The sequence below is a fragment of the Streptomyces sp. BJ20 genome (assembly GCF_022869105.1).
GTDB lineage: Bacteria > Actinomycetota > Actinomycetes > Streptomycetales > Streptomycetaceae > Streptomyces > Streptomyces griseoincarnatus.
In genome coordinates, this window is the sequence record NZ_CP094918.1 from 4594202 (window position 1) to 4616226 (window position 22025).

Here is a 22025-nt window from a genome sequence, read left to right on the forward strand (position 1 = left end):
CTCTCCGGACGGCGGTGCCTGCTCCGTCCCTCTACGCTCGGCCGCATGGTGCATGTACTCAGCAGCCGTGTCCTGCTCCGCCCCTCCGACCCCGAGCGCTCCCGCGACTTCTACGGGCGCCGCCTCGGCCTCGCCGTCCACCGCGAGTTCGGCACCGGCCCGGAGCGCGGCACGGTCTACTTCCTCGGCGGCGGCTTCCTGGAACTCTCGGGTCGCGCGGAGGTCTCCCCTGCGGGCTCGCCCGACGTGCGGCTGTGGCTCCAGGTGGCGGACGCGGAGGCGGCGCGGGAGGAACTCGACGCCCGGGGCGTGGAGATCGTCCGCCCGCCGGTGAGGGAGCCGTGGGGCCTGATCGAGATGTGGATCGAGGATCCGGACGGAACACCGATCGTCCTGGTCCAGGTCCCGGAGGAGCACCCGCTGCGGTACCGGCCGGGGATCTAGATTCCCCCCTGCTGGGACTTGCCCACCGGAGCCACCCTCAGCCGTACGGCGTTCGAGGACGAGGCCCGCCAGGGCCGAGGGGGTCCGGGGGCGCAGCCTCCGGGACGGTCACCCCTACGCCCGCAACACACCGAGGCGCCCCTCCAACTGCGCCAGCAACCCCCCGAGCAGACCGGCCAGGTCACCGAGTTCGCCGGAGCCGAGCCCGGACAGCACCGCGTTCTCGTAGGACAACTGCGACGGCAGAATCCCGTCGACCAGTTCACGCCCCGCGTCGGTCAGCCGCACATGGGCCACCCGCCGGTCCCGGGTGTCTCCACGGCGCTCCACCAGCTCCCGCTCCGTGAGCGTCTTCAACCGCTTGGTGACGGCGGCGCCGGAGGAGAACGTCTCGCGGGCCAGCTCGCTGGGTGTCAGCTCGTGCCCCGTGCGGCGCAGCGCGCCGAGCAGGTCGAACTCGGGGCGGGTGAGCCCTGCCCGCCGCAGCGGGGCGTCCTCGGCCTGCTGGAAGAGGGCCGCGCAGCGGTTGATGCGGCCGATGATCTCCATGGGCCCGGTGTCGAGGTCGGGATGGACCGCCCGCCACTGCCGGACGACCTCGGCGACGGTGTCGCGCCCGGAGACGGGCGTGTCCGCGGTGCTCGAGGTGTCCGGCGTGCCGCTGAGGCCGTCGCCGGCCGATGGCCCTTGGGTCGCCGTCATGGCGATGCGCCCTCCGTGTACGTATACGTGCTGGTGGTGCCGGGGTCCGGGAGGAGTCCCCGGCGTCGTACCGTCGCCGCGAGCGTACGGTGTGCCGCCTGCTCGGCGAGCACCACCCGTTCCAGGGGCAGTGCGCGCTGCCACCATTCTCCGGCCGCGGCGTCGGCGGTCGCGCGCAGGTCGACCACGGCGGCGGCGAGTCCGCGGCGGGCTGCCACCAGGGCGGCGGGCGAGGACGAGGGGTCGGCCGCCACGCGGGCGGCGTGCTCACGGGCGCGGTCGACGGTGGTGAGTGCCCGCTCGACGCGCCGGCCGGCCCGCCGGTTGGTGACGGCGACGGCGGCGACGAAGCCGACCAGGGCGCCGACCAGCGTGTCCACGACCCGGCCGGTGACCAGCTCGCCGGTGGGCTGGTAGCCGGGCAGCTCGGTGACGAGCAGCGCCAGCGGGGTCACGCAGACGCTGCCGAGCCAGTAGTTGCGGCCGATGAGCGCCTCGGCGCCGAAGTTGCAGGCGAGGATGCACAGCACGAGGGCGAGCGGGCCGAGCTGGGCGACCGGGGCGACGGCCGCGAAGAGCAGCACGCCGACGAGGTTGCCGACGACGCGCTGCACGGCCCTGCTCCAGGTGAGGGTGATGTTGGCCTGGTAGAGGGAGGCGGCGGTGACGAGCGCCCAGTAGGGACGTTCGGCACCGAGGGCGAGGGAGACGTAGCCGGCGAGGGCGCAGCCGAGGGCGCTGCGGACGGCGACGGGGGCGAGCGGCCCGAGCCGGCTCCGCAGCGGACGCGGCGCGACGGCCCGCTCGGCGGCCACCCCGACGAGCTCGTCCCGCTCGCGTAGCAGATCCCCGTCCCGGCGCAGGCTGTCGTCGTCGAGGCGCGCACCGCCTTCCGTCCGGCACTGGCCGGCGCCGTCCGGGCGCGAGCCGACGCCGTCCGGGCGCAGGCCGTCCTCCTCCCGGCGCAGGCCGTCCTCCTCCCGGCGTGGATCCCCCGTGCGGGGAATCCGGCCCGTGCCCCGCACCGCGCGGGCCCAGGAGCGCAGCCGGGCGGGGTCGGCGTCGGCCGGGGCCGCGAGGGCGACCTCGGCACGGATGACGAGACGTTCGAGGGCACGGCGGGTCGTGGAGGGGCGGTTCCGGACCGCGAGGAGGGTCTGCCAGGCCGCGTGCACGGCGGCGTACGCGGCGGACCGGGCACCCGCGCCGCCCTCCTCGCCGCCGCGCGCGGTCTCGGCGTAGGCGGCGGCCGCGTTCAGCGCCTGGGCGGTGGCCCGCCGCTCGGGGCCGTGCGGACGGAGCGGGGCGGGGGCCATGCCCACGAGCCAGGCCCACACCCCGGCCGCCGCGGCGAGTGCGAGGTGGCCGGGGGCCTGGCCGAGGGTCTGCGGGACGAACAGCACGGCGGAGCTGACGAAGGTGAGGATCACGTGCGCGGGCGGACCGACCCGGGTGGCGTCGCACACCGCCTTCTGCACAGCGGCCAGCAGGGCGCCGACGGTGACCAGGACGACGGCGTTCCGGGTCAGGGACGCGGAGACCAGGGCCACGGCGAGCCCGCCGAGCATGCCGAGGATCACCCAGGCGAGCACCTTGGCGCGGGCGGCGTACGGGCGGTTGTGCGCGTACAGGGCGCACAGCGATCCCGCCATCGTGTACGGGGCGAGGTCGAGCCGGCCGAGCGTCATCAGGAGCAGGCTGGGCGGGGCGACGGCGGCGACCACGCTGAGGGCGGGCTTGAACCAGACGTCGGAGGGCCGTCCGAGGCGCAGCGCGCCGACGACGGGGAGGCGCCGGACGCGCGCGGAGGTGGGGGTGGCACTGCTCATGAAGAGAAAGGTTAACAGGTGTTTTACTCGTAAAAAATTAACCGGGGATCCGCTCGCGCCCCCGGGAGCCCCCCGCGTACCCCCTCGCGCTCGCGTACACGCCGTCGGGCACGGGCATCCCCTGACCGTCCGGTGGAGCGGTTCGAGGGGGGTTCGCGTGCACGGACCGGGATCGTCCGGCTGGCTGCTGGTGGCGCTCTGCTCGGCGACCGGCGCCTATTGCCTGCTGCGGATGCGCAGCGGCGTGGAGGAGCAGCGCCGGGCGGCGGGCGGCGAGGCGCTGATGGGGTTCGGGATGGCGGCCATGGCGGTGCCTGCGGCGGTCTTCACGCCGCCGGCGTGGGCGTGGCCGCTGTGGGCGGTGGTGTTCGGTGCGGCGGGGCTGCACGCGCTGTGGGCGGCCCGCGCCTCCGCGCGCCATCTGCACCATGTGGTGGGCGCGGGCGCGATGGTCTACATGGCGGTGGTCATGGCGGCCGCCCCGCGGGGGGCGCATCACGGCGCTGCGGGCACACCCGCGCTGACCGCCGCCCTGCTGCTCTACTTCACGGCGTACGTGCTGGTGACGGGCGCGCGGCTGGTGCCGGTGGCCGCCGTGGCGGGCGGGCCGGGAACGGGACCGGGCGCAGGTTCCGGCACCAGGTGGGGCGACCGGCCGGAACTGGCGCGAGCCTGCCGCCTGTCGATGGGGATCGCGATGGTGGCGATGCTGCTGATGATGTGAGGCGCGCGAGGAGACGATGTGGAAGCGCGCCAGGGGCCGTTCGGCCGGCGGCGCGGGACCGTTGTCTGCGTCACTTCGGATCGCGGGCCCGTGTTCAAGGGGCGTCGGCGCTTCTAGGCTGCTGCCATGATCCTCCCCACGGTCCTGCTGCTGCTCGGTGTGCTGACCGCCGTCGTGGGTCCCCGGCTGCTCGCCCGGGCGGACTGGCCGGACCGTGAGCCGGTGGTGGCCCTGTGGGCCTGGCAGTGCGTGATCGCGGCGGTGCTGCTGTGCTGCGCCCTGTCGATGACGTTCAGCGCGGCAGCGGCCTGGCGGGTGGTCGGCGGGCATGTGTTCACCGGCGCGCCGATCGCGGTCGTCGAGGCGTACACCCTCGGCACGGCGGGCGCGTGGGCGCATGTCACCGCCGTGGTGCTGGCGTGCGGCGGGCTGTGGAGCGGGGCGATGCTGGTCCGGGAGATCGCGCGGGCCCGTGCCCGGCGCCGGGCGCGCCGGGCGGAACTGCGGCGCCGTGCCCCGCTGCTGCCGGGTGAGGAGCCGGGCTCCGACCGGCTCGTGGTGCTGGAGGGCGACCGTCCGGACGCCTGGTGCCTGCCCGGCTCCCCGCCCCAACTGGTGGTGACGACAGCCGCGTTGCAGCGTCTGAAGGGACGGCAGCTGGACGCGGTACTGGCGCACGAGCGCGGCCACGCGCGCGCCCGGCACGACTGGCTGCTGCACTGCTCGTCCGCGCTGGCGGACGGCTTCCCGCAGGTGCCGGTGTTCTCCGCGTTCCGGGACGAGATGCACCGGCTGGTGGAACTCGCCGCGGACGACACGGCGTCGCGCCGGTTCGGCCGGCTCACCACGGCCCTGGCCCTGGTCGAACTGAACGAGGACCGCGGGGTCTTCGGCCCCTGCCCCACCGCCCAGGCGCACGTCCCGGCCCGGGTGCACCGCTTGCTCACCCCGGGCGACCGCCTCCCCCCGAGCCGCCGCCTACGCCTGACCGCCGTCGCGTCCCTGGTACCGGCGCTTCCCGTCCTCGTGGCGTTCCTACCGGGCTTGCGGGCACTGGGGTAAACCCCGTCCCCGCCCAGGCGCGCCGCCCGGCGCGCCGAGACGGGCGCACCTCCCGGCACAGCCGCCCGGCGACCGGCCGCCCCCGGTCCGCCGGTCACGGCCGACCGCCCCCGCGTCACTGGTCTTGGCGCTCGCGCCAACCCCGTGGCGTTTCTGCCCCGATCGCGGGCACTGGGGTAGCGACGGCCCCGACGAGGCAGGGCCGGGCGTGCCGGGTCCTGGCCCCGGCACGCCCGGTCGGCGAGGATCACCCCATGCGCACCCCCCACGCCCCCGCACCGCCCGCGCCCCCCGGCCCCCGTACGCCGGCCCGGTCGGCTCTGACGCCCGCGGTCCTGCTCGGCGCGGCCTCCGTGCTGCTGCTGACGCTGGTCGCCCTCGAGTGGCGGCCCCTGCTGGACCTGGACGGCGGCATCTCCCGCACCACGCACCGCTGGGCGGTGGCGGAGGACGGGCTGACGCAGGCGGCCCGCGTGCTGACCGACTGGGTGTGGGACCCCTGGACGATGCGTCTGCTGTGCGCGGTGGCAGTGATCCTGCTGCTCCGGCGTCCGGCCGCCCGGTGGACCGCGGGGTGGCTGGTCGTGGTGGTGGCGCTGGCCACGGCCGCGCAGCAGGGGCTGAAGGCGGCGCTGGGGCGGGAGCGCCCGGTGTGGTCCGACCCGGTGGACAGCGCCCACTACGCCGCCTTCCCCTCGGGGCACGCCATGACCGCGACGGTCGTGCTGGGGCTGCTGCTGTGGCTGCTGCACCGCCACGGCGTGGGCCTCGTGGTGTGGCGTACGGCGCTGGCGGTGGCGGTGGTCTCGGTGGCCGGCGTCGGCCTCACCCGGATCTGGCTCGGCGTGCACTGGCCGACGGACGTGCTGGGCGGCTGGCTGTTCGGCGCGCTGACGGTGGTCGCGGCGGTCGCGGCGCACCGGCGGCTGCGTCCCACGCCCCGAGGCACGGCGCGCGGCCGGTCCGGCGGTACGCGTACGCCCTCGCCCTCGCCCGAACCGTCCACCTCGGACGATCCCCCGCGTCGCCCGAGGTGAACGGCAGCCCGAAGAGGGCCCGCCGGGGCCCTTCCAGGTGCGCTGAGTATAGTTGGCTGGCAGCCAGTCAACGCAGGAGTCCAGCATGTCCCCGCGCAGCGCCCTGGTCAATGAAGAGTTGCGTCGGCGTTCCAAGGAGCGGCTGCTGCACGCGGCCGTCGAGCTGGTCGACGAGCGCGGGTACGAGGCGACCACGCTGGGTGACATAGCCGACCGGGCGGGCTCGGCGCGGGGTCTGGTGTCGTACTACTTCCCGGGAAAGCGCCAGCTCGTGCAGTCCGCCGTGCACCGGCTGATGCACCGCACCCTGGAGGAGGCGCTGGAGCGGGAGCCGCGCACGGACGACGGCAGGGAGCGGATGGCGCGGGCCATCGACGCGATCCTCGGCCTGGCGCGGGACCGGCCGGTGCTGATGCGCCAGCACATGGCGGGACTGCTGCAGGCGGAGGGGTTCCTGCCGTGTCCCGAGCAGCGGCGGCTGGCCGAGCTGCTGAGCGACACCGTCGCCCGGCACGGCTCGCGGGACGTCGAGTCCGACTACCCGATGCTGCGGGCGCTGCTGATGGGCGCCGTGTACGCGGCGGTGATGCCGGGGGCGCCCATGTCCGTGCCGGTGCTGCGCGCCGAGCTGTTCAAGCGCTACCGGCTGGACTGGGAGATGGGTGTCCCGCCGGACCCCGAGGGGACCGGCGGGACGAAGGAGAAGGACCGGACGGACATGGCCCGGTTCTTCGCGACGGAGCCGGAGACTCAGTCGAAGTAGTCCGGCTGCGTCTGCACGTTGAGCTCCTGCATACGGACCCAGCGGGCCGCGTCCGTGCGCTTGTCGTCGATCTTCAGGACGTCGAAGCCCTTGGCCATGTCGTTGGAGTAGATGTAGCCGTTGTAGTAGTACGCCGACCACGAACCGCCGGTGACCAGCTGGTCCGTGGAGAGCGGACCGCGCTCGAAGTAGGCGATCTCCTTCGGCTTGGCCGAGTTGGTGAAGTCCCACACCGAGATGCCGCCCTGGTACCAGGCCTGGACCATCAGGTCACGGCCGCGGACCGGGATCAGCGAGCCGTTGTGGGCCACGCAGTTCTCGGTGTCCGCCTGGTGGCGGGGGATCTTGTAGTAGCTGCGGAACACCAGCTTGCTGCGGTCGCCCTTGCCGACGATGTCGTAGATGCCGTCCGCGCCGCGGTTCGGACCGATCTCCGCGTTGCAGGTGGCCGCGCCGCCGCCGCCCAGCTCGTCGGTGAAGACGACCTTGTCGGCCCTCTGGTTGAACGTCGCCGAGTGCCAGAACGCGAAGTTCACATTGTCCTGGACGCGGTCGATCACCCGCGGACGCTCGGGGTTCCTGATGGAGAACAGGATGCCGTCGCCCATGCAGGCGCCGGCGGCCAGGTCCTTCGAGGGCAGCACGGTGATGTCGTGGCAGCCGGTGGTCTTGGAGACGCCCGGGTTGGTGGGCGCGCCCGGGTTGCCGCCGCCGTCCGGGCCCTCACCCGGGAACAGCACGGGGAACCCGACCACGGCGGCCTTGTGCGGGGCCTTGCGCGGCACCTTGATCACGGAGATGCCGTCGTGCGGCGGCCGGCAGTCCGGGTAGGCCGCGTTCGGCGAGTACGAGGAGACGTAGACGTAGACGTTCTTGCGGTCCGGCACCAGCGTGTGGGTGTGCGAGCCGCAGGCGGTCTCGACGGCGGCGACGTAGCGCGGGTTGCGCTTGTCGCTGATGTCGAAGACCTTCATGCCCTCCCAGGAGGATTTCTCGGTGGCCGGCTGCGTGGTGCTGTTGCAGCTGCTGTCGCTGCGCGAGGAGTCCGTGGACAGGAAGAGCAGGTTGCCGGAGACGGAGATGTCGTTCTGCGATCCGGGACACAGCACCTGAGCCACCGTCTTGGGCTTCTTCGGGTTGCTGATGTCGAAGATGCGGAAGCCGTCGTAGTTGCCGGCGAAGGCGTACCTCCCCTGGAAGGCGAGGTCCGAGTTGGTGCCGGACAGCACGTCCTTGGGGATGTTGGCCACGTGCTCGATGTTGGCGGAGTGGACGATCTCGTCCTGGCCGGGTATGTCACCGCTCTTGACGGCGGCGCGGGCCTCGGCCTGGTCGCTGCGGGACACGTCCTTCGGGGCGGCGGGCGAGTCCCCCGGGTCCGGGATCGCGGCGGCGGGCCCGGCCGTGAGCAGCGCGGCCAGCAGGCCGCCCGCTGCCGCGGCAACTCCCAGCCGTCTGCGCCGGGTTCGGGAAACGTTCAACAGGATCACTGTTTTCCTCCCTGGTTCCGTTCACGTCGGAACGGTGTGGCACCGGCAGTATCGTCTTCGGCATGCACATACCAACAGGGGCTCCACAGCATCGCAACAAAGTTTTTTGATCGAAGTTGCGCGGAAGCGTGCTAGGACGGTCATCGACACTCACGAGGTGTTCCGCACCGCTGCCGAGCGGGAATACCGCCAGTCACAGGAGGTCCATGTGCACCACCGCCGCGTGCCACGCCTGTCCGCCGTCGCCGCCGGGCTGACCGCGCTGGCCGTACTCGGGCTCGTGGGCTGCGACTCCGGCGACGACGACGCCAAGTCGCCCCCCGCGAGCGGCCCTTCGGTGATCGCGCCCGGCGCGCCCGGGGAGGAGAACCGCACCCTGTCGGCCCAGGAGGCGGAGCAGGAGCGCAAGGAGGACGACTCCCCCAACGCCGCGGACGTGTCGTACGCGCAGATGATGATCCAGCACCACACGCAGGCGCTGGAGATGACCGAACTGGTGCCGGGGCGTGCGGAGTCACCGAAGGTGGTCAAGCTGGCCGAGCGCATCGCCGCCTCGCAGAAGCCCGAGATCGGCGCGATGAAGGGGTGGCTGCGCACGCACGGCAGGACGGAGGCGGACGCGGGCCGGGGGCACGACCACGCGACGATGCCCGGCATGGCGACCGAGGCACAGCTGAGGCAGTTGCGGGCGGCCGAGGGCAAGGCGTTCGACCAGTTGTTCCTCACGCTGATGATCACGCACCACCAGGGTGCGATCACCATGGCCACGGACGTGAAGGGCCAGGGGAACAACATCCGGATCGAGGAGATGGCGGACGACGTCGTCGCGCAGCAGACCAGCGAGATCAACCGGATGCGCGACCTGCTGTGACGTTCCGCCAGGGCGGCGGTCCGGTCAGGGGCGGGACGGTCAGCGGCGGGCGTGGCGCGGGGAGAGCAGCCCCGCGTCGCGCGTCCGCCCGATGAGGCGGAGCGCCCCGCGCCGGCTGTAGCCGGTCTGGTCCATCACGGCGAGCACCGGGTCTGCGCCCCGCTCCTGAGCGGCCCGGTACGCCCGGGCCACGACCGGCCACTGGGTCCGCCCTCTTCGAGGCTCCTCCCGGTGGTGCGTGCCGCCGGTCTCCTCCTCCCCCGGCTCGGGCTCGGCGCCGCAGGCCCGCGCCAGCGGACCCTCGATCCAGTCCGCGAACACGGCCAGGTCCTCCAGCGCGAGCGCGGGGCGGGCCTGGACGTCCTCCACACAGACCCAGCCCTCGCCCACGGACGCCAGCGCCTCGATCGTGGCCCCGTCGCGGAAGGCCAGCCGCACATGGAGCCACCGGGTGGTGCGCTCGCCCTCCCGCACCTCCCACGCGGGCCACACGGCCACCGCACCCTCCGCCGGAGAGCGATCGGAAAGTTGAAGAAAAGATGCCTCGAGCACACAGGCAACGTAACGGCGTGATCAGTTTCCCTCCGTAGAACACGCACCCCGGACGGCGGACGGCACCCTGTCAGCGGAGTGCGGGCGGTGTCATGCTGGGAGGCGCCGGTGGTCCCCGCCGGTGCCCCCCTCGGGGTGAGGAGTTCCCCGTGCTGCGTGTCGCCGTCGTCGGAAGCGGACCCAGCGGGTGTTACACCGCCCAGCATCTCGTCCAGCTCGATCCCGGGGCGCGGGTCGACGTCCTCGACCGCCTGCCCTGCCCCTACGGCCTGGTCCGCTACGGCGTGGCCCCGGACCACGAGAAGATCAAGTCCCTGCAGGGCAGCCTGCGCACGGTGCTGGAGCACGAGCGGGTGCGGTTCCTCGGCGCGGTGCCTGTCGGGCCGGGCGGGGTGCCGGCGGCCCGGCTGCGGGAGCTGTACCACGCGGTGGTGTACTGCGTGGGCGCCGCCACGGACCGGCATCTGGATGTCCCGGGCGAGGACCTCCCGGGCAGCTGGTCGGCGACCGCGTTCGTGTCCTGGTACAGCGCGCACCCGGACGCCGCCGACACCGGGTTCCTGCGCGAGGTGCGGTCGGCGGTCGTGGTCGGGGTGGGGAACGTCGCCGTGGACGTCACGCGCATGCTGGCGCGCGGGTCGGGGGAACTGCGCCCGACCGACATGCCGCACACGGCGCTGACCGCACTCGAGGCGAGCGAGGTCACGGAGATCCACATGGTCGGCCGGCGCGGCCCCTCGCAGGCCCGCTTCACCACCAAGGAGCTGCGCGAACTGGGCACCCTGCCGGACACCGCCGTCCACGTCGACGCGGCCGAGGCGGCGCTCGACCCGGCGTTCACCGACCCGTCCGGCCTGCCCCCGCCCCTGCGCCGCAACGTCGAGGTGCTGCGCGGCTGGACGGAGCCGCCGCGACCGGAGGCCCGGCGCCTGATCCGTCTGCGGTTCTTTCTCCGCCCGGTCGAACTGCTCGCCGTCGACGGCCGGGTGGGCGCCGTGCGCTTCGAACGGACGGCGCCCGACGGGGAGGGCGGGGTCACCGGGACGGGCCGCTTCGAGGACGTCGAGGGGCAGCTGGTGCTCCGCTCGGTCGGGTACCGGGGGGTGCCTCTGGAGGGGCTGCCGTTCGACGCGGCGACGGGCACGGTGCCGCACCTCGCAGGACGGGTGCTGCGCGGGGGCGCCGTCGCCCCGGGCGAGTACGTCGCGGGCTGGATCAAGCGGGGCCCGACCGGCGTCATCGGCACCAACCGCTCGTGCGCGAAGGAGACGGTGACGTCCCTGCTCCAGGACGCTCCGTCCCTCACCGCCCGCGCCCTCCCCGACGACCCCCTGCCGGCGCTCCGCGCCGAGGGCGTGGACCCCGTTCCCTGGCAGGGCTGGGAGTCCATCGAACGCGCGGAGTCCCGCTGGGGCGCCTCCCTCGGCCGGGGCCTCGTGAAGCTTCCGGACTGGGAGTCACTGCTGACGGCGGCGCGGGGAGGGGACGGCGTCGATCCCCGGCCGTGACGGCGCCGACCGCCCGAAGGACGCGCGTCGGCGCAGTCGCTCCGGCACGGAGACGCCCGCAGGGGGTGCGCTGCCGGCCGTCCAACAGCGCACCCCCTGCCGCGTCCGTAACCCCGGCTACCGCGTCTCCGCCGCTGCCGCCTGCCGGGGATCGACCGGCGCCAGCACCCCGAGGCGGTCCTCGATCGCCTGGGCGGCCGCCAGACACAGGTCCTCCCGGAACGCACGGCCCACCACCTGCACCCCGCACGGCAGTCCGTCGCGGATCCCGGCCGGCACGGCCACCGCGGGCACGCCCACGAAGCTGGTCACCGTGCACAGCCGCATCCCGTCGGCGACCCGCTCGCGCCCCGCCGCGTCCCGCGACTCCAGTCCCGGCTCGACGGGCGGCTCGGTGAACACCGGCCCGAGCAACAGCGGAAATCGGTCGAGGAACTCCGCCCACGAGCGGCGGATGCCGAGCCAGGCACCCATCAGCCGCACGAGTTCCGCGGCGTCGGCGGGCGGCGTCTTCTCCAGGGCCAGCTGGATGTAGCGGTCCCCGCCGTCACCGAGCAGCTGCCGCACGGCCGGCCAGGTCGGCGCGAACTCGGTCAGGGTGATCCTGCCGTACGCCTCGAGCGCCTCGTCGAGCCGGGGGACGTCGGCCACCTCCGTCACGTCGTAGCCCGCGTCGCTCAGCGCGTCCGCCGCCGCGGTGAGCGCCTCTCGGACGGCAGGGTGCACGCCGCGGCCACCGGGGTCGGCGACGAGCGCGACCCTGACCGGCCCCGGCAGCGGTGGGCCGTCGAGCGGCACCGGCACCGCCCGGGGATCCCGCGGATCGGTCCCGGCCAGCGCCTCGTACGCCAGCCGCAGGTCGGCGACCGTGCGGGCCAGGGGTCCGTCGGTGACCAGCATCTGCGCGGCCGGCCCGGGGTCGTCCGGGCCGAGCACGCGGTGGTCGGCGGGGAACCGCCCGGGGGTCGGCTTCAGCCCCGCGACACCGCAGAAGGAGGCCGGGATCCGCACCGACCCGCCGGAGTCGTTGCCGAGACCGAGGGCCGCCATGCCGGTGGCGACGGCCGCCCCGTCGCCGCCGCTGGAGCCGCCCGGGGTCCGGCTCGGGTCCCACGGGTTGACGGTGTGGCCGAACAGCTCGCTGCGGGTGTGCATCCCGGCGAGGACCAGCGTGGGCATGTTGCTGTGACCGATCGGCACGGCGCCCGCCGCGCGCAGCCGTGCCACCGGGGGCGCGTCGGCCGCCGCCACGAGGTCGTGGAAGCGCGGCAGCCCGAAGGTGGTCGGCACGCCCTCGACCGGGGTGGTCTCCTTCACCGTGAACGGCACGCCCGCCAGCGGCCCCAGCTCCTCACCCGCGGCCCGCCGTCGGTCCATGCGCGCCGCGTCCTCGCGGGCCCGGCCGGCCATCAGCTGGGTCACCGCGTTGACCCGCGGGTTGACCTCGGCGATGCGTTCCAGATGGCTGTCGACCAGATCGGCCGCCGAGATCCTGCCGCTGCGGACCGCCGCCGCCTGGTCGGCCGCCGTCATGGCCCACATCGTGTCCTGCCCGCCCATCGCGCTCCTGCTCCCCTGTCGTGCGGTGCTCGTTCCCGACCGTACTACGGAAGCGATACAGTCGTATCGGAATAAGGAGGCCGACCGACCATGCCCAAGCAGGTGGACTACGAGAGCAGACGCCGCCGGATCGCCGAGGCCGTCTGCCTCCTGGCCGACGAGCAGGGGCCGGAGGGGGTGAGCATGCGGGACGTGGCGACTCGGGCGCAGGTCTCGCTGGGTGCCGTGCAACGGTGCTTCCGCACCAAGGAGGAGATGCTCCTGTTCGCCGTCGATCACGTCGGCGAGCGCGTGACGGCACGGGTCAGGGCGCGCATCGCCGCGGGTCCGGCACAGTCGGCCGCCACCGCGCTCGGCCACGCGACCGACGAGGTCGCGCTGCTGAGGGAGGAACACCGCGCCGAGGCACGCATCTGGCTGGCATTCGTCGCCCAGGCCGCCGTCAGCGCGTCACTCGCCGAGCCGTTGAGGAACAGTTACGCGGCCCTGCAGGAGCTGTTCGTCCGTCTGATCACGGAGGCGGCCGCGAGCGGCGCGGCCGACGGGCCCGACGCCGTGTGCGAGGCGCGCACGCTGCTCGCGCTGACGGACGGCCTGACCGGCCATGTCCTGATCGGCCACGTGACCGCGAGGGAGGCCGAGGGCGTGCTGCACGCACATCTGGCCGGACTCTGGGCCCGTCTCGGTGTCACCGGCCCCGATGCGGAGGGCTGACCGCGCGGACCGAGCCGTCAGGCATGCGCGTCCCGTGCCGCCTGGCGGCGTGCCGCGACGAGCAGGGCGTCGAGGAGGCCCGGGAACAGGGCGTCCAGATCCTCACGGCGCAGGCCGTTCATCTTGGCGGTGCCCTCGTAGACCTGCTGGATCACGCCGCTCTCGCGCAGCACGCGGAAGTGGTGCGTGGTGGTGGACTTGGTGACCGGGAGGTCGAAGCGGGAGCAGGACAACGCGGCCTCGGCGCCCGCCAGTTCGCTGACGATGCGTAGGCGGACGGGGTCGGACAGCGCGTGCAGCACTGAGTCCAGCCGGATCTCGTCGCGCGTGGGGTGCGGGAGGACGCGAGGGCTGGGCGGGGCGGTCGTCACGGCGGCTCCATGGTGCTCCGGGAAGCACCATAGTACGAGAACCTTCGTAGTTTGACATCTCCCGTACTACGACGGCTATCGTACGAGTCCCGCACTCGCCGCCCCCTCCGAACGGAGCCCACCGTGAGCACGCTCTTCGAGCCGTACACCCTGCGCGCCCTGACGATCCCCAACCGCGTGTGGATGGCGCCGATGTGCCAGTACTCGGCCGCGCCGGACGGCCCGGAGGCGGGTGCGCCGAACGACTGGCACTTCGCGCACTACGCCGCCCGCGCCACCGGCGGCACGGGACTGATCGTCGTCGAGGCCACGGCGGTGTCGCCGGCGGGCCGCATCTCGCCGTACGACCTCGGCATCTGGAACGACACCCAGGTCGAGGCGTTCCGCCGGATCACCCGCTTCCTCGCCGCACAGGGCACCGTGCCGGCCGTCCAGCTCGCGCACGCCGGACGCAAGGCGGCGACCGACCAGCCTTGGAAGGGCGGGGCGCCGCTCGGCCCCGATGAGCGCGCCTGGCAGCCGGTCGCACCCAGCGCGGTCCCGTTCGCCGAGGATCACCAGGTGCCGGACGAGCTGAGCACGGAGGAGATCCGGGAGATCGTCGGCCAGTTCCGCGCCGCCGCCCGCCGCGCCCTCGCCGCCGGTTTCGAGATCGCCGAGATCCACGGCGCCCACGGCTACCTGATCAACGAGTTCCTCTCCCCGCACTCCAACCACCGCACCGACGCCTACGGCGGTTCGTACGACAACCGCACGCGGTTCGCGTTCGAGGTGGTGGACGCCGTGCGCGAGGAATGGCCGGACGACAAGCCGCTGTTCTTCCGCGTCTCCGCCACGGACTGGCTGGACGCGGACGGCTGGACCCCGGACGACACCGTCCGCCTCGCCGCCGACCTGCACGCCCGGAGCGTGGACCTGCTCGACGTCTCCACCGGCGGCAACGCCCCGGGCGTCCGCATCCCGACCGGCCCCGGTTACCAGGTGCCGTTCGCCGCGCGGGTGCGCCGGGAGACGCCGATGCCGGTCGCTGCCGTAGGTCTGATCACGGACGCCGGGCAGGCGGAGAAGATTCTCGCCAACGGCGAGGCGGACGCCGTGCTGCTGGGCCGTGAACTGCTGCGCAACCCCTCCTGGGCCCGCCAGGCCGCCCGCGAGCTGGACGCGGAAGTGAGCGTGCCGGACCAGTACCACCGCTCCGTCTGACCTGCTCACCGCTCCCCCTGTCGCGCCGGCGGCCCGGAACCCTACGAAGGGTTCCGGGCCGCCGGCGTCTGTCGTTCCCGGGCTTCCTGGCCGGATCCGGACCACGCGAAACGTTGACCAGAAAGCGCTTTCCCTCTACGTTCCGTTCATCGACGTGACCGGGCCGTGACCGTTGAACGCGTTCGGCCCGCGCGTCGTACAGACACATGTACGTCGTTCATCCACATGCTCGACACCCCCACATCACCACAGAAGGAACGACATGACATCCGCGACACGACCGCGCACCCCACGGCGCGCGCTGACGGGCACGCTCGCCACCCTCGGCCTCTCGGTTGGCATGGTCCTGACCACCGCGGCTCCGTCCGCGCAGGCCGCCACCTGGCCGACCCCCAACGGCAGCCAGGGCGTCTCCTCCACCATCTCCGTGTCCGGCACCAAGGACTACGGGATGAAGCGCCTCTACGGCACCGGCGATCTGGGCTCGGGCGGCCAGGACGAGGACCAGGGCCCGATCCTGAAGCTGGCCGACGGCGCGGTCCTCAAGAACGTGATCCTCGGCGCCCCGGCCGCCGACGGCATCCACTGCGAAGGCTCCTGCACGTTGCAGAACGTCTGGTGGGAGGACGTCGGCGAGGACGCGGCCACCTTCAAGGGCAAGTCGTCCGGGGCGGTCTACACCGTGAGCGGCGGCGGCGCGAAGGAGGCGAGCGACAAGGTCTTCCAGTTCAACGGCGCGGGCACGCTGAACGTGTCGAACTTCGCCGTGCAGAACTTCGGCACGTTCGTCCGCTCCTGCGGCAACTGCTCCACCCAGTACAAACGGACGATCAACCTCAACTCCATCGAGGTGACCTGGAAGGGCGGCCGCATCGCCGGCATCAACACCAACTACGGCGACAGCGCGACCCTGCGGAACATCACGGTCGTCGGCGACGGCAGCAGGAAGATCGTGCCGTGCCAGAAGTACATCGGCAACAACACCGGCAAGGAGCCGAGCAGCAACGGCTCCGGCCCCGACGGCACGTACTGCAAGTACAGCTCGTCCGACGTCACCTACCGGTAGCCCCCCACGGGCAGCGGCCGTGGGGGGCGTCCCGAGTTGCGTCCCCCACGGCCGCCGGCCTTCTTCGCGTCCGCCCGCGTACGGTCAGCTCCCGCCCACCAGCGAGCGGACCTGGCCTTCCAACTCCCGCCGGTAGTCCGCGTACGCGGCCCGCAGTCCGTCGCCCGGCCAGCCGGCGGGGAGCAGGGAGGGCGGCAGCACGGGGTCCGCGAGCAGGTGACGCACCACGGCCGCGAAGAGGGTGAGCCGCTCGGCCGGACGCCCGGTGCGTCCCACGTGCCCGAGCAGCTCGCGGGCCTCGTCCGCCCAGACGTCCAACGGCCAGAGACGCGCGGCCAGTTCGGCTGCGGGCCGCGCGGGGCGGGTCGTGCCGCGTTCGGCCACCTCGTCGAGAGCGGCGGGCAGCGGGCGGTCAAGGTTGGCGGGGCGCAGCCACACCCCCTCGCGCAGCTCGGCGAGGCGCAGTCCGGCCAGCCGGGTGCGCAGCTCCGCCCGTTCGGCGGGGCCGCGCCCGGTCGCGGTGACGACGACCAGCTCCCAATCACCGCCCCAGGGGCGGGTGCGCGGCCGCACGGACTCGTCCTGGCGGCGCTGGCGTTCCAGCAGCCGGTCGCTGAGGCGGTAGCCGGTGTCCGTGCGGCGCAGGTCCTCGGCGGCGACCATCCGGCTCAGCGCGGCCCGCAGCGTCGACCCGCCGAGGTCGAAGCTCTCCACCAGCCGTACGAGCTCCCGCGCCGGCAGCTCCGGCGGATGCGTGCCCAGCAGCAGACTCAGGACGACCGACCGCGCGGACAGCGGACGCAGCCGCGGCCCGTCCGGCGCCGGCTCCGCCGGGTCGTTGCTCCGCATGAACGGTTACTTTAGGCCTTGACCCGGCCCGGCCCCTTCCAGGTGATGCCGCCCCGGCCGACCTCGCGTCCGCTGTCGAAGGGCCACTGCGTCACCACGGTGACGCCGAGCTGACGCCCGCGGGGCCGGCGCATCTGCCGCCGCGCGTCACCGAGCACGGCTGACCCACCGGCGAGGAACGTCCCCAACGGCAGGCCGAGGTGGGCGACACGGTGGTCGGGGTCGTCGCCGAACTGGCGGACGAGCCGCGGCTGAGCGGTTGCACGCACTTCGCGCTGCGGGACGCCGACAGCTCGCGGCCGGGGCTGTTCCACCGCTTCGGGCTCACCACGGACGACCACACACGCGAGCCCGCCTTCGGCACCTCCAAGGGGCCGATCGACCGGCACGGCCGAGGGGACGCACATCAATGTGTTGCACTATTGCTGCACTCGCAGCGACAGTGCAACACTCTGCCATGACCATCACGCGCGCCGACGAGCCGCAGCAGACCTCCTTCGGACTCGGCGCCCTCGGCGGCGCCACCCACGACGTCACCAACCAGCCCCCTCACCCGGCCCCCTACGACGCCTCGGACGACGTCGCACTGCTCGAAGGGGTGCGGCGGGAGGGCGCAGGCTGGGCGGAGGAGGACCTGCGGCGGCTGGGACGGCTGGCGGGCGGTGAAGAGGCGCAGGAGTGGGCCGACCAGGCCAACCGCCACGAGCCCGAGCTGCGCACCCACGACCGGTACGGACACCGCGTCGACGAGGTCGGCTTCCACCCGAGCTGGCACCACCTGATGCGCACCGCCGTCGCGGAGGGACTGGCCGGCGCGCCCTGGGCGGACGACCGCCCGGGCGCGCACGTCGCCCGCACCGCCGGCGGACTCGTCTGGGGCCACACCGACGCCGGACACGGCTGCCCCACATCCATGACGTACGCGGCCATCCCCGCCCTCCGCAGGCAGCCCGAACTGGCGAAGGTCTACGAGCCGTTGCTGACCAGCCGTGAGTACGACCCCGGGCTGCGCGTGCCGACGGAGAAGCGCGGGCTGCTGGCCGGCATGGGGATGACCGAGAAGCAGGGCGGCTCCGACGTCCGCACCAACACCACCGCCGCGACGCCGACCGCCGAGCCCGGCGTGTACACCCTGCGCGGCCACAAGTGGTTCACCTCGGCGCCGATGTGTGACGTGTTCCTGGTGCTGGCGCAGACGCCGGGCGGGCTGTCCTGCTTCCTCGTGCCGCGGGTGCTGCCCGACGGCACCCGCAACACCTTCCGCATCCAGCGCCTCAAGGAGAAGCTGGGCAACCGCTCCAACGCCTCCTCCGAGCCGGAGTTCGACGGGACCGTGGCCTGGCTGGTCGGGCCCGAGGGACAGGGCGTGAAGACCATCATCGAGATGGTCAACTGCACGCGCCTCGACTGCGTGATGATGTCGGCGGCCCTGATGCGCAAGACGCTCGTCGAGGCGGGCCACCACGCGCGGCACCGCAGCGCCTTCGGGGCGCGGCTGGTGGACCAGCCGCTGATGCGCAACGTGCTGGCCGACCTCGCGCTGGAGTCCGAGGCCGCCACGACGCTCACGCTGCGGCTGGCGGGTGCGGCGGACCGCGCGGTGCGCGGGGACGCAGGGGAGGCCGCGTTCCGGCGGATCGCGACGGCCGTCGGCAAGTACTGGGTCACCAAGCGGGGCCCGGCCTTCACCGCCGAGGCGCTGGAGTGCCTGGGCGGCAACGGGTACGTCGAGGACTCGGGGATGCCCCGCCACTACCGGGAGGCCCCGCTGCTCTCCATCTGGGAGGGCTCGGGCAACGTCAACGCCCTCGACGTGCTGCGGGCGCTCGGCCGCGACCCGGCGACCGGGCAGGCGCTGTTCGACGAACTGTCGCTGACGCGCGGCGCTGACGCCCGGCTGGACGCCGCCGTGGCCGGACTCAAGGACCAGCTGGCCGAGGGGTCACAGGTGACGGCCCGCCGGCTGGTGGAGCGGATGGCGCTGACGCTGCAGGCATCCCTGCTGGTGCGACACGCGCCGGGCGCGGTCGCCGACGCGTTCTGCACGACGCGGCTCGGCGGCGACTGGGGACACGCGTTCGGCACGCTGCCGGCGGGGGCGGGGCTGGACGCGATCCTGGAGCGGGCTCTGCCTGGGCGGGAGTGAGGCGGGGCGGGGCTTCCACTGAGTGCGAGGGCTTCCACCGGAGGGCGAGGGTGGCTTCCACTGAGTACGAGAGCTCCCGCCGAGTGGGCGGACGGTCGTCAGACGTGTGTCGGATCGTCCGCCACGGACCCGCCGCACCGCTGTGACCTGCGGTCATGCCGCGCCCGACCGTGACTGTCAGTGGTGGGGTGCACACTGACCGGTGTCCTGATCGAGGACGTCGAAGGCGACGTCACGGAGGTGATCGGCATGACCGAGGTACTGCTCGCCGTGGGCACCCGCAAGGGTCTGTTCATCGGACGCCGGCGAGGCGGCTCCTGGGAGTTCGACGAGTCTCCCTACTTCAACGCGCAGGCCGTGTACTCGGTCGCGATCGACACCCGGGGGCAGAGCCCTCGCCTGCTGGCCGGCGGGGACAGCGCGCACTGGGGGCCGTCGGTGTTCCACTCCGACGACCTGGGCCGCACCTGGGCCGAACCGGCCCGCCCTGCCGTCAAGTTCCCGCCCGACACCGGAGCCTCGCTGGAGCGGGTCTGGCAGCTGCACCCGGCCGCGGCCGAGCCGGACGTGGTGTACGCCGGCACGGAGCCGGCCGCGCTGTACCGCTCGGAGGACCGGGGGGAGTCCTTCGAGCTGGTCAGGCCGCTGTGGGAGCATCCCACGCGCTCCAAGTGGGTGCCGGGCGGCGGCGGTGAGGGCCTGCACACCGTGCTGACCGACGCGCGTGACCCGCGGGCGGTCACGGTGGCCGTCTCCACCGCAGGCGTGTTCCGCACCCTGGACGGCGGCGCGAGCTGGACCCCCTCCAATTCGGGGGTGTCGGCGGTGTTCCTGCCGGACCCGAACCCGGAGTTCGGTCAGTGCGTGCACAAGGTCGCCCGGGACGCGGCGGACCCGGACCGGCTGTATCTGCAGAACCACTGGGGGGTCTTCCGCAGCGACGACGCGGGCGCGCATTGGACGGACATCGGCGAGGGGCTGCCCTCGACCTTCGGGTTCGCGATGGTGACGCACCCCCGCCGCGGAGACACGGCGTACGTGTTCCCGATCAACGCCGACTCCGACCGGGTCCCGGCGGACCGGCGCTGCCGCGTGTACCGGACCGGGGACGCGGGACGCAGTTGGGAGCCCTTGTCGGCGGGGCTGCCGCAGGAGGACCACTACGGCACGGTGCTGCGCGACGCGATGTGCAGCGACGACGCCGACCCCGCGGGCGTCTACTTCGGCAACCGCAACGGCGAGGTGTACGCGTCCGCGAACGACGGGGACAGCTGGGAGCAGTTGGCCACCCACCTGCCGGACGTGCTGTGTGTGCGGGCGGCGGTCGTCGGATGAGGTCCGCGCGGATCCCGCCGGGTTCGGGCCACGGGTTGATAGCCGCTGCCGGCGCGGCAGTAGGGTGACGCCCGTGGCACCACGACCCTTGAACGAAATCGTCGAAGCGGGCTGGGCGCAGGCCCTCGAACCGGTGGCGGGGCGGATCGCCGCGATGGGGGACTTCCTCCGCGCGGAGATCGCCGCGGGACGCACGTACCTCCCGGCGGGGGCGAACGTCCTGCGGGCCTTCCAGCAGCCCTTCGACGAGGTACGCGTCCTGATCGTCGGGCAGGACCCGTACCCCACGCCGGGGCACGCGGTGGGCCTGAGCTTCTCCGTCGCCCCCGACGTGCGCCCCCTGCCCGGCAGCCTGATCAACATCTTCCGCGAGCTGAACAGCGACCTGGGTCTGCCCCAGCCGTCGAACGGCGACCTGACCCCGTGGACCGAGCAGGGCGTGCTGCTGCTCAACAGGGCGCTGACCACCGCCCCGCGCAAGCCGGGCGCCCACCGCGGCAAGGGCTGGGAGGAGGTCACCGAGCAGGCGATACGCGCGCTGGCCGCCCGCGGGAAGCCGCTGGTGTCCGTCCTGTGGGGGCGGGACGCCCGCAACTGCCGCCCGATGCTGGGGGATCTGCCCGCCGTGGAGTCGGCGCACCCGTCGCCGATGTCCGCGGACCGCGGGTTCTTCGGCTCGCGGCCGTTCAGCCGGGCCAACGACCTGTTGATCCGGCAGGGCGGTCAGCCGGTGGACTGGCGCCTGCCGTGACCGGGGCCGGCTACCTCGCCGTGGACTCCGGGGGCTCCGGGCTGCGGGCGGTCGTCGGGTCGCCCGGGCTCGGTCCGCTGGCCCGGGCCGCCTCGGACGTGCCGGTGCGCACGGGCGGGCGGGGGATCGACCCGGGGCACTTCCTGGAGCAACTGGTGCCCATGGCGCGGGCGATGTGCGCCGAGGCGGGGCTGGAGCGGCTGGAGACGGCCGCGATCGGCGCGGCGGGGATGGCCAGCCTGGGCGACGCCCTGCGCGCGGAGCTGCCGGACGGGCTCGCACGGGAACTGGGCGTCACACGTGCGGTGTTGGCGGCCGACGCGGTCACGGCGTACGTGGGCGCGCTCGGGCCGCGCCCCGGCGCGGTGATCGCGGCGGGCACGGGCCTCATCGCGATCGGCACGGATCTGGCCGGCTGGCGGCGGGCGGACGGCTGGGGGTATCTGCTCGGCGACTGCGGCGGCGGCGCGTGGATCGGGCGGGCCGGTCTGGAGGCCGCGTTCCGCGCGCACGACGGGCGGGCCGGCGGTTCCGTGCGGCTGCTGGCGGACGCGGAGGAGATGTTCGGTCCGGTGACCGGGCTGCCGGGGCAGGTGTACCCGCGTGCCGACCGGGCGGCGGTGCTCGCCTCGTTCGCTCCGCGCGTGGGCGCGTGCGCGGAGGACGGGGACCCCGTGGCCGTGGACATCGTGCGGGAGGCGGCGCGGCACATGGCCGACTCGGCGGCCGCCGTGTGCCCGGCGGAGGGCGCGCCGGCGGTCGGCTGCACCGGCGGACTTCTCGGGCTCGGCGAGGTGCTGCTGGCGCCGCTGGACGAGCGGCTGGCGGAGCTGCTGCCGGACGTGCGGCGGGTGGCCGCCGAGGGTGGTCCGCTCGACGGGGCGGTGCGGCTCGCGGAAGACCTTTCCGCTGGTCCGCTCGCTCTTCCGAGTGACGAGAGGATGCTGTGCGTGACGAGCGCGGGGGGAACGGACGTCACCCTCACGGCCGACACCCGTACGTAACTCATCCGACAAAACCGGACGGATACCGCTCACCTGCACCCTCC

The 22025-nt window shown here is 73.7% G+C and carries 22 protein-coding genes; 14 read left to right on the forward strand and 8 right to left on the reverse strand.

The genetic code is table 11. The features are described from left to right. Positions 1-45: 45 nt before the first annotated feature. The gene (locus MTR79_RS20630) at positions 46-444 is read left to right on the forward strand and encodes a VOC family protein (protein WP_086701860.1); all 399 of its coding nucleotides are present in this window, start codon (positions 46-48) and stop codon (positions 442-444) included. Positions 445-558: 114 nt separating this feature from the next. On the opposite strand, the gene MTR79_RS20635 is transcribed toward MTR79_RS20630, so the two are convergent. Continuing rightward, on the reverse strand, positions 559-1146 hold the full coding sequence (locus tag MTR79_RS20635; RefSeq protein WP_244791694.1) for a MarR family transcriptional regulator: 588 nt from the start codon (positions 1144-1146) through the stop codon (positions 559-561). Further along, positions 1143-2975 (reverse strand): FUSC family protein, encoded by a 1833-nt coding sequence (locus MTR79_RS20640; RefSeq protein WP_244791696.1) that lies wholly within the window; start codon positions 2973-2975, stop codon positions 1143-1145. Before MTR79_RS20640 ends, MTR79_RS20635 begins: the two co-directional genes overlap by 4 nt. A gap of 157 nt (positions 2976-3132) precedes the next feature. Here MTR79_RS20640 and MTR79_RS20645 point away from each other — a divergent pair, with 157 nt between their 5' ends. The 4 genes from MTR79_RS20645 to MTR79_RS20660 all read left to right on the forward strand — a co-directional run bounded on the left by MTR79_RS20645 (position 3133) and on the right by MTR79_RS20660 (position 6561). Beyond that, the gene (locus tag MTR79_RS20645) at positions 3133-3699 is read left to right on the forward strand and encodes a DUF5134 domain-containing protein (RefSeq protein WP_244791698.1); all 567 of its coding nucleotides are present in this window, start codon (positions 3133-3135) and stop codon (positions 3697-3699) included. A gap of 126 nt (positions 3700-3825) precedes the next feature. After that, a complete protein-coding gene (locus tag MTR79_RS20650; protein ID WP_244791700.1) occupies positions 3826-4761 on the forward strand; it encodes a M56 family metallopeptidase in 936 nt (311 codons plus the stop codon). 254 nt (positions 4762-5015) lie between these two features. Next, positions 5016-5798, forward strand: a complete 783-nt coding sequence (locus tag MTR79_RS20655) for a phosphatase PAP2 family protein (RefSeq protein ID WP_244791702.1) — start codon at positions 5016-5018, stop codon at positions 5796-5798. An 85-nt stretch (positions 5799-5883) separates the two neighbouring features. Then, a complete protein-coding gene (locus MTR79_RS20660; protein WP_048456421.1) occupies positions 5884-6561 on the forward strand; it encodes a TetR/AcrR family transcriptional regulator in 678 nt (225 codons plus the stop codon). Here MTR79_RS20660 and MTR79_RS20665 read toward each other — a convergent pair. Then, positions 6549-8051, reverse strand: coding sequence for a hypothetical protein (locus tag MTR79_RS20665; protein ID WP_086700418.1), 1503 nt, complete (start codon positions 8049-8051; stop codon positions 6549-6551). The genes MTR79_RS20660 and MTR79_RS20665 overlap by 13 nt on opposite strands. A gap of 208 nt (positions 8052-8259) precedes the next feature. On the opposite strand from MTR79_RS20665, the gene MTR79_RS20670 reads away from it, so the two are divergent. After that, complete coding sequence (locus tag MTR79_RS20670; protein WP_086700419.1) at positions 8260-8922, forward strand: DUF305 domain-containing protein; 663 nt, start codon at positions 8260-8262, stop codon at positions 8920-8922. Positions 8923-8961: 39 nt separating this feature from the next. Here MTR79_RS20670 and MTR79_RS20675 read toward each other — a convergent pair whose 3' ends face one another. Then, complete coding sequence (locus tag MTR79_RS20675) at positions 8962-9420, reverse strand: DUF6214 family protein (protein ID WP_086700421.1); 459 nt, start codon at positions 9418-9420, stop codon at positions 8962-8964. A gap of 203 nt (positions 9421-9623) precedes the next feature. On the opposite strand from MTR79_RS20675, the gene MTR79_RS20680 reads away from it, so the two are divergent. After that, positions 9624-10982 carry an FAD-dependent oxidoreductase gene (locus MTR79_RS20680; RefSeq protein ID WP_086700422.1) on the forward strand — a complete coding sequence of 453 codons (1359 nt, stop codon included), beginning with the start codon at positions 9624-9626 and terminating at the stop codon, positions 10980-10982. 117 nt (positions 10983-11099) lie between these two features. Here the strand turns inward: MTR79_RS20680 and MTR79_RS20685 are convergent, their stop codons facing one another. Continuing rightward, entirely contained in the window at positions 11100-12542 is a 1443-nt protein-coding gene (locus MTR79_RS20685) for an amidase (RefSeq protein ID WP_244791704.1), read from the reverse strand. A gap of 90 nt (positions 12543-12632) precedes the next feature. Here MTR79_RS20685 and MTR79_RS20690 point away from each other — a divergent pair, with 90 nt between their 5' ends. Further along, positions 12633-13256, forward strand: a complete 624-nt coding sequence (locus MTR79_RS20690) for a TetR family transcriptional regulator C-terminal domain-containing protein (RefSeq protein ID WP_244791706.1) — start codon at positions 12633-12635, stop codon at positions 13254-13256. Positions 13257-13273: 17 nt separating this feature from the next. On the opposite strand, the gene MTR79_RS20695 is transcribed toward MTR79_RS20690, so the two are convergent. Further along, positions 13274-13627: a helix-turn-helix transcriptional regulator gene (locus tag MTR79_RS20695; RefSeq protein WP_244791708.1), complete on the reverse strand. Its 354-nt coding sequence runs from the start codon at positions 13625-13627 to the stop codon at positions 13274-13276. A 123-nt stretch (positions 13628-13750) separates the two neighbouring features. Between MTR79_RS20695 and MTR79_RS20700 the strand changes: the two genes are divergently transcribed. Further along, entirely contained in the window at positions 13751-14830 is a 1080-nt protein-coding gene (locus MTR79_RS20700; protein ID WP_244791710.1) for an NADH:flavin oxidoreductase/NADH oxidase, read from the forward strand. A 262-nt stretch (positions 14831-15092) separates the two neighbouring features. Continuing rightward, positions 15093-15896, forward strand: coding sequence for a pectate lyase (locus MTR79_RS20705; protein ID WP_244791712.1), 804 nt, complete (start codon positions 15093-15095; stop codon positions 15894-15896). An 84-nt stretch (positions 15897-15980) separates the two neighbouring features. On the opposite strand, the gene MTR79_RS20710 is transcribed toward MTR79_RS20705, so the two are convergent. After that, positions 15981-16745 carry a PaaX family transcriptional regulator C-terminal domain-containing protein gene (locus MTR79_RS20710; RefSeq protein WP_244791713.1) on the reverse strand — a complete coding sequence of 255 codons (765 nt, stop codon included), beginning with the start codon at positions 16743-16745 and terminating at the stop codon, positions 15981-15983. 11 nt (positions 16746-16756) lie between these two features. Further along, complete coding sequence (locus MTR79_RS20715) at positions 16757-17014, reverse strand: hypothetical protein (RefSeq protein WP_244791715.1); 258 nt, start codon at positions 17012-17014, stop codon at positions 16757-16759. A gap of 188 nt (positions 17015-17202) precedes the next feature. Between MTR79_RS20715 and MTR79_RS20720 the strand changes: the two genes are divergently transcribed. The 4 genes from MTR79_RS20720 to MTR79_RS20735 all read left to right on the forward strand — a co-directional run bounded on the left by MTR79_RS20720 (position 17203) and on the right by MTR79_RS20735 (position 21981). After that, positions 17203-18891 carry an acyl-CoA dehydrogenase family protein gene (locus MTR79_RS20720; protein WP_244791717.1) on the forward strand — a complete coding sequence of 563 codons (1689 nt, stop codon included), beginning with the start codon at positions 17203-17205 and terminating at the stop codon, positions 18889-18891. A 249-nt stretch (positions 18892-19140) separates the two neighbouring features. Then, positions 19141-20226, forward strand: a complete 1086-nt coding sequence (locus MTR79_RS20725) for an exo-alpha-sialidase (protein ID WP_244793267.1) — start codon at positions 19141-19143, stop codon at positions 20224-20226. A gap of 73 nt (positions 20227-20299) precedes the next feature. Then, positions 20300-20977 carry a uracil-DNA glycosylase gene (locus MTR79_RS20730; protein WP_048456410.1) on the forward strand — a complete coding sequence of 226 codons (678 nt, stop codon included), beginning with the start codon at positions 20300-20302 and terminating at the stop codon, positions 20975-20977. Beyond that, complete coding sequence (locus tag MTR79_RS20735) at positions 20974-21981, forward strand: BadF/BadG/BcrA/BcrD ATPase family protein (RefSeq protein WP_244791719.1); 1008 nt, start codon at positions 20974-20976, stop codon at positions 21979-21981. Before MTR79_RS20730 ends, MTR79_RS20735 begins: the two co-directional genes overlap by 4 nt. Positions 21982-22025 lie beyond the last annotated feature (44 nt).

Coding starts and splice junctions, on each gene's coding strand:
- MTR79_RS20725 (WP_244793267.1), top strand. CDS start 19,141: ATGACCGAGGTACTGCTCGCCGTGGGCACCCGCAAGGGTCTGTTCATC.
- MTR79_RS20685 (WP_244791704.1), bottom strand. CDS start 12,542: ATGGGCGGGCAGGACACGATGTGGGCCATGACGGCGGCCGACCAGGCG.
- MTR79_RS20655 (WP_244791702.1), top strand. CDS start 5,016: ATGCGCACCCCCCACGCCCCCGCACCGCCCGCGCCCCCCGGCCCCCGT.
- MTR79_RS20720 (WP_244791717.1), top strand. CDS start 17,203: ATGACCATCACGCGCGCCGACGAGCCGCAGCAGACCTCCTTCGGACTC.
- MTR79_RS20640 (WP_244791696.1), bottom strand. CDS start 2,975: ATGAGCAGTGCCACCCCCACCTCCGCGCGCGTCCGGCGCCTCCCCGTC.
- MTR79_RS20650 (WP_244791700.1), top strand. CDS start 3,826: ATGATCCTCCCCACGGTCCTGCTGCTGCTCGGTGTGCTGACCGCCGTC.
- MTR79_RS20690 (WP_244791706.1), top strand. CDS start 12,633: ATGCCCAAGCAGGTGGACTACGAGAGCAGACGCCGCCGGATCGCCGAG.
- MTR79_RS20660 (WP_048456421.1), top strand. CDS start 5,884: ATGTCCCCGCGCAGCGCCCTGGTCAATGAAGAGTTGCGTCGGCGTTCC.
- MTR79_RS20630 (WP_086701860.1), top strand. CDS start 46: ATGGTGCATGTACTCAGCAGCCGTGTCCTGCTCCGCCCCTCCGACCCC.
- MTR79_RS20710 (WP_244791713.1), bottom strand. CDS start 16,745: ATGCGGAGCAACGACCCGGCGGAGCCGGCGCCGGACGGGCCGCGGCTG.
- MTR79_RS20705 (WP_244791712.1), top strand. CDS start 15,093: ATGACATCCGCGACACGACCGCGCACCCCACGGCGCGCGCTGACGGGC.
- MTR79_RS20635 (WP_244791694.1), bottom strand. CDS start 1,146: ATGACGGCGACCCAAGGGCCATCGGCCGGCGACGGCCTCAGCGGCACG.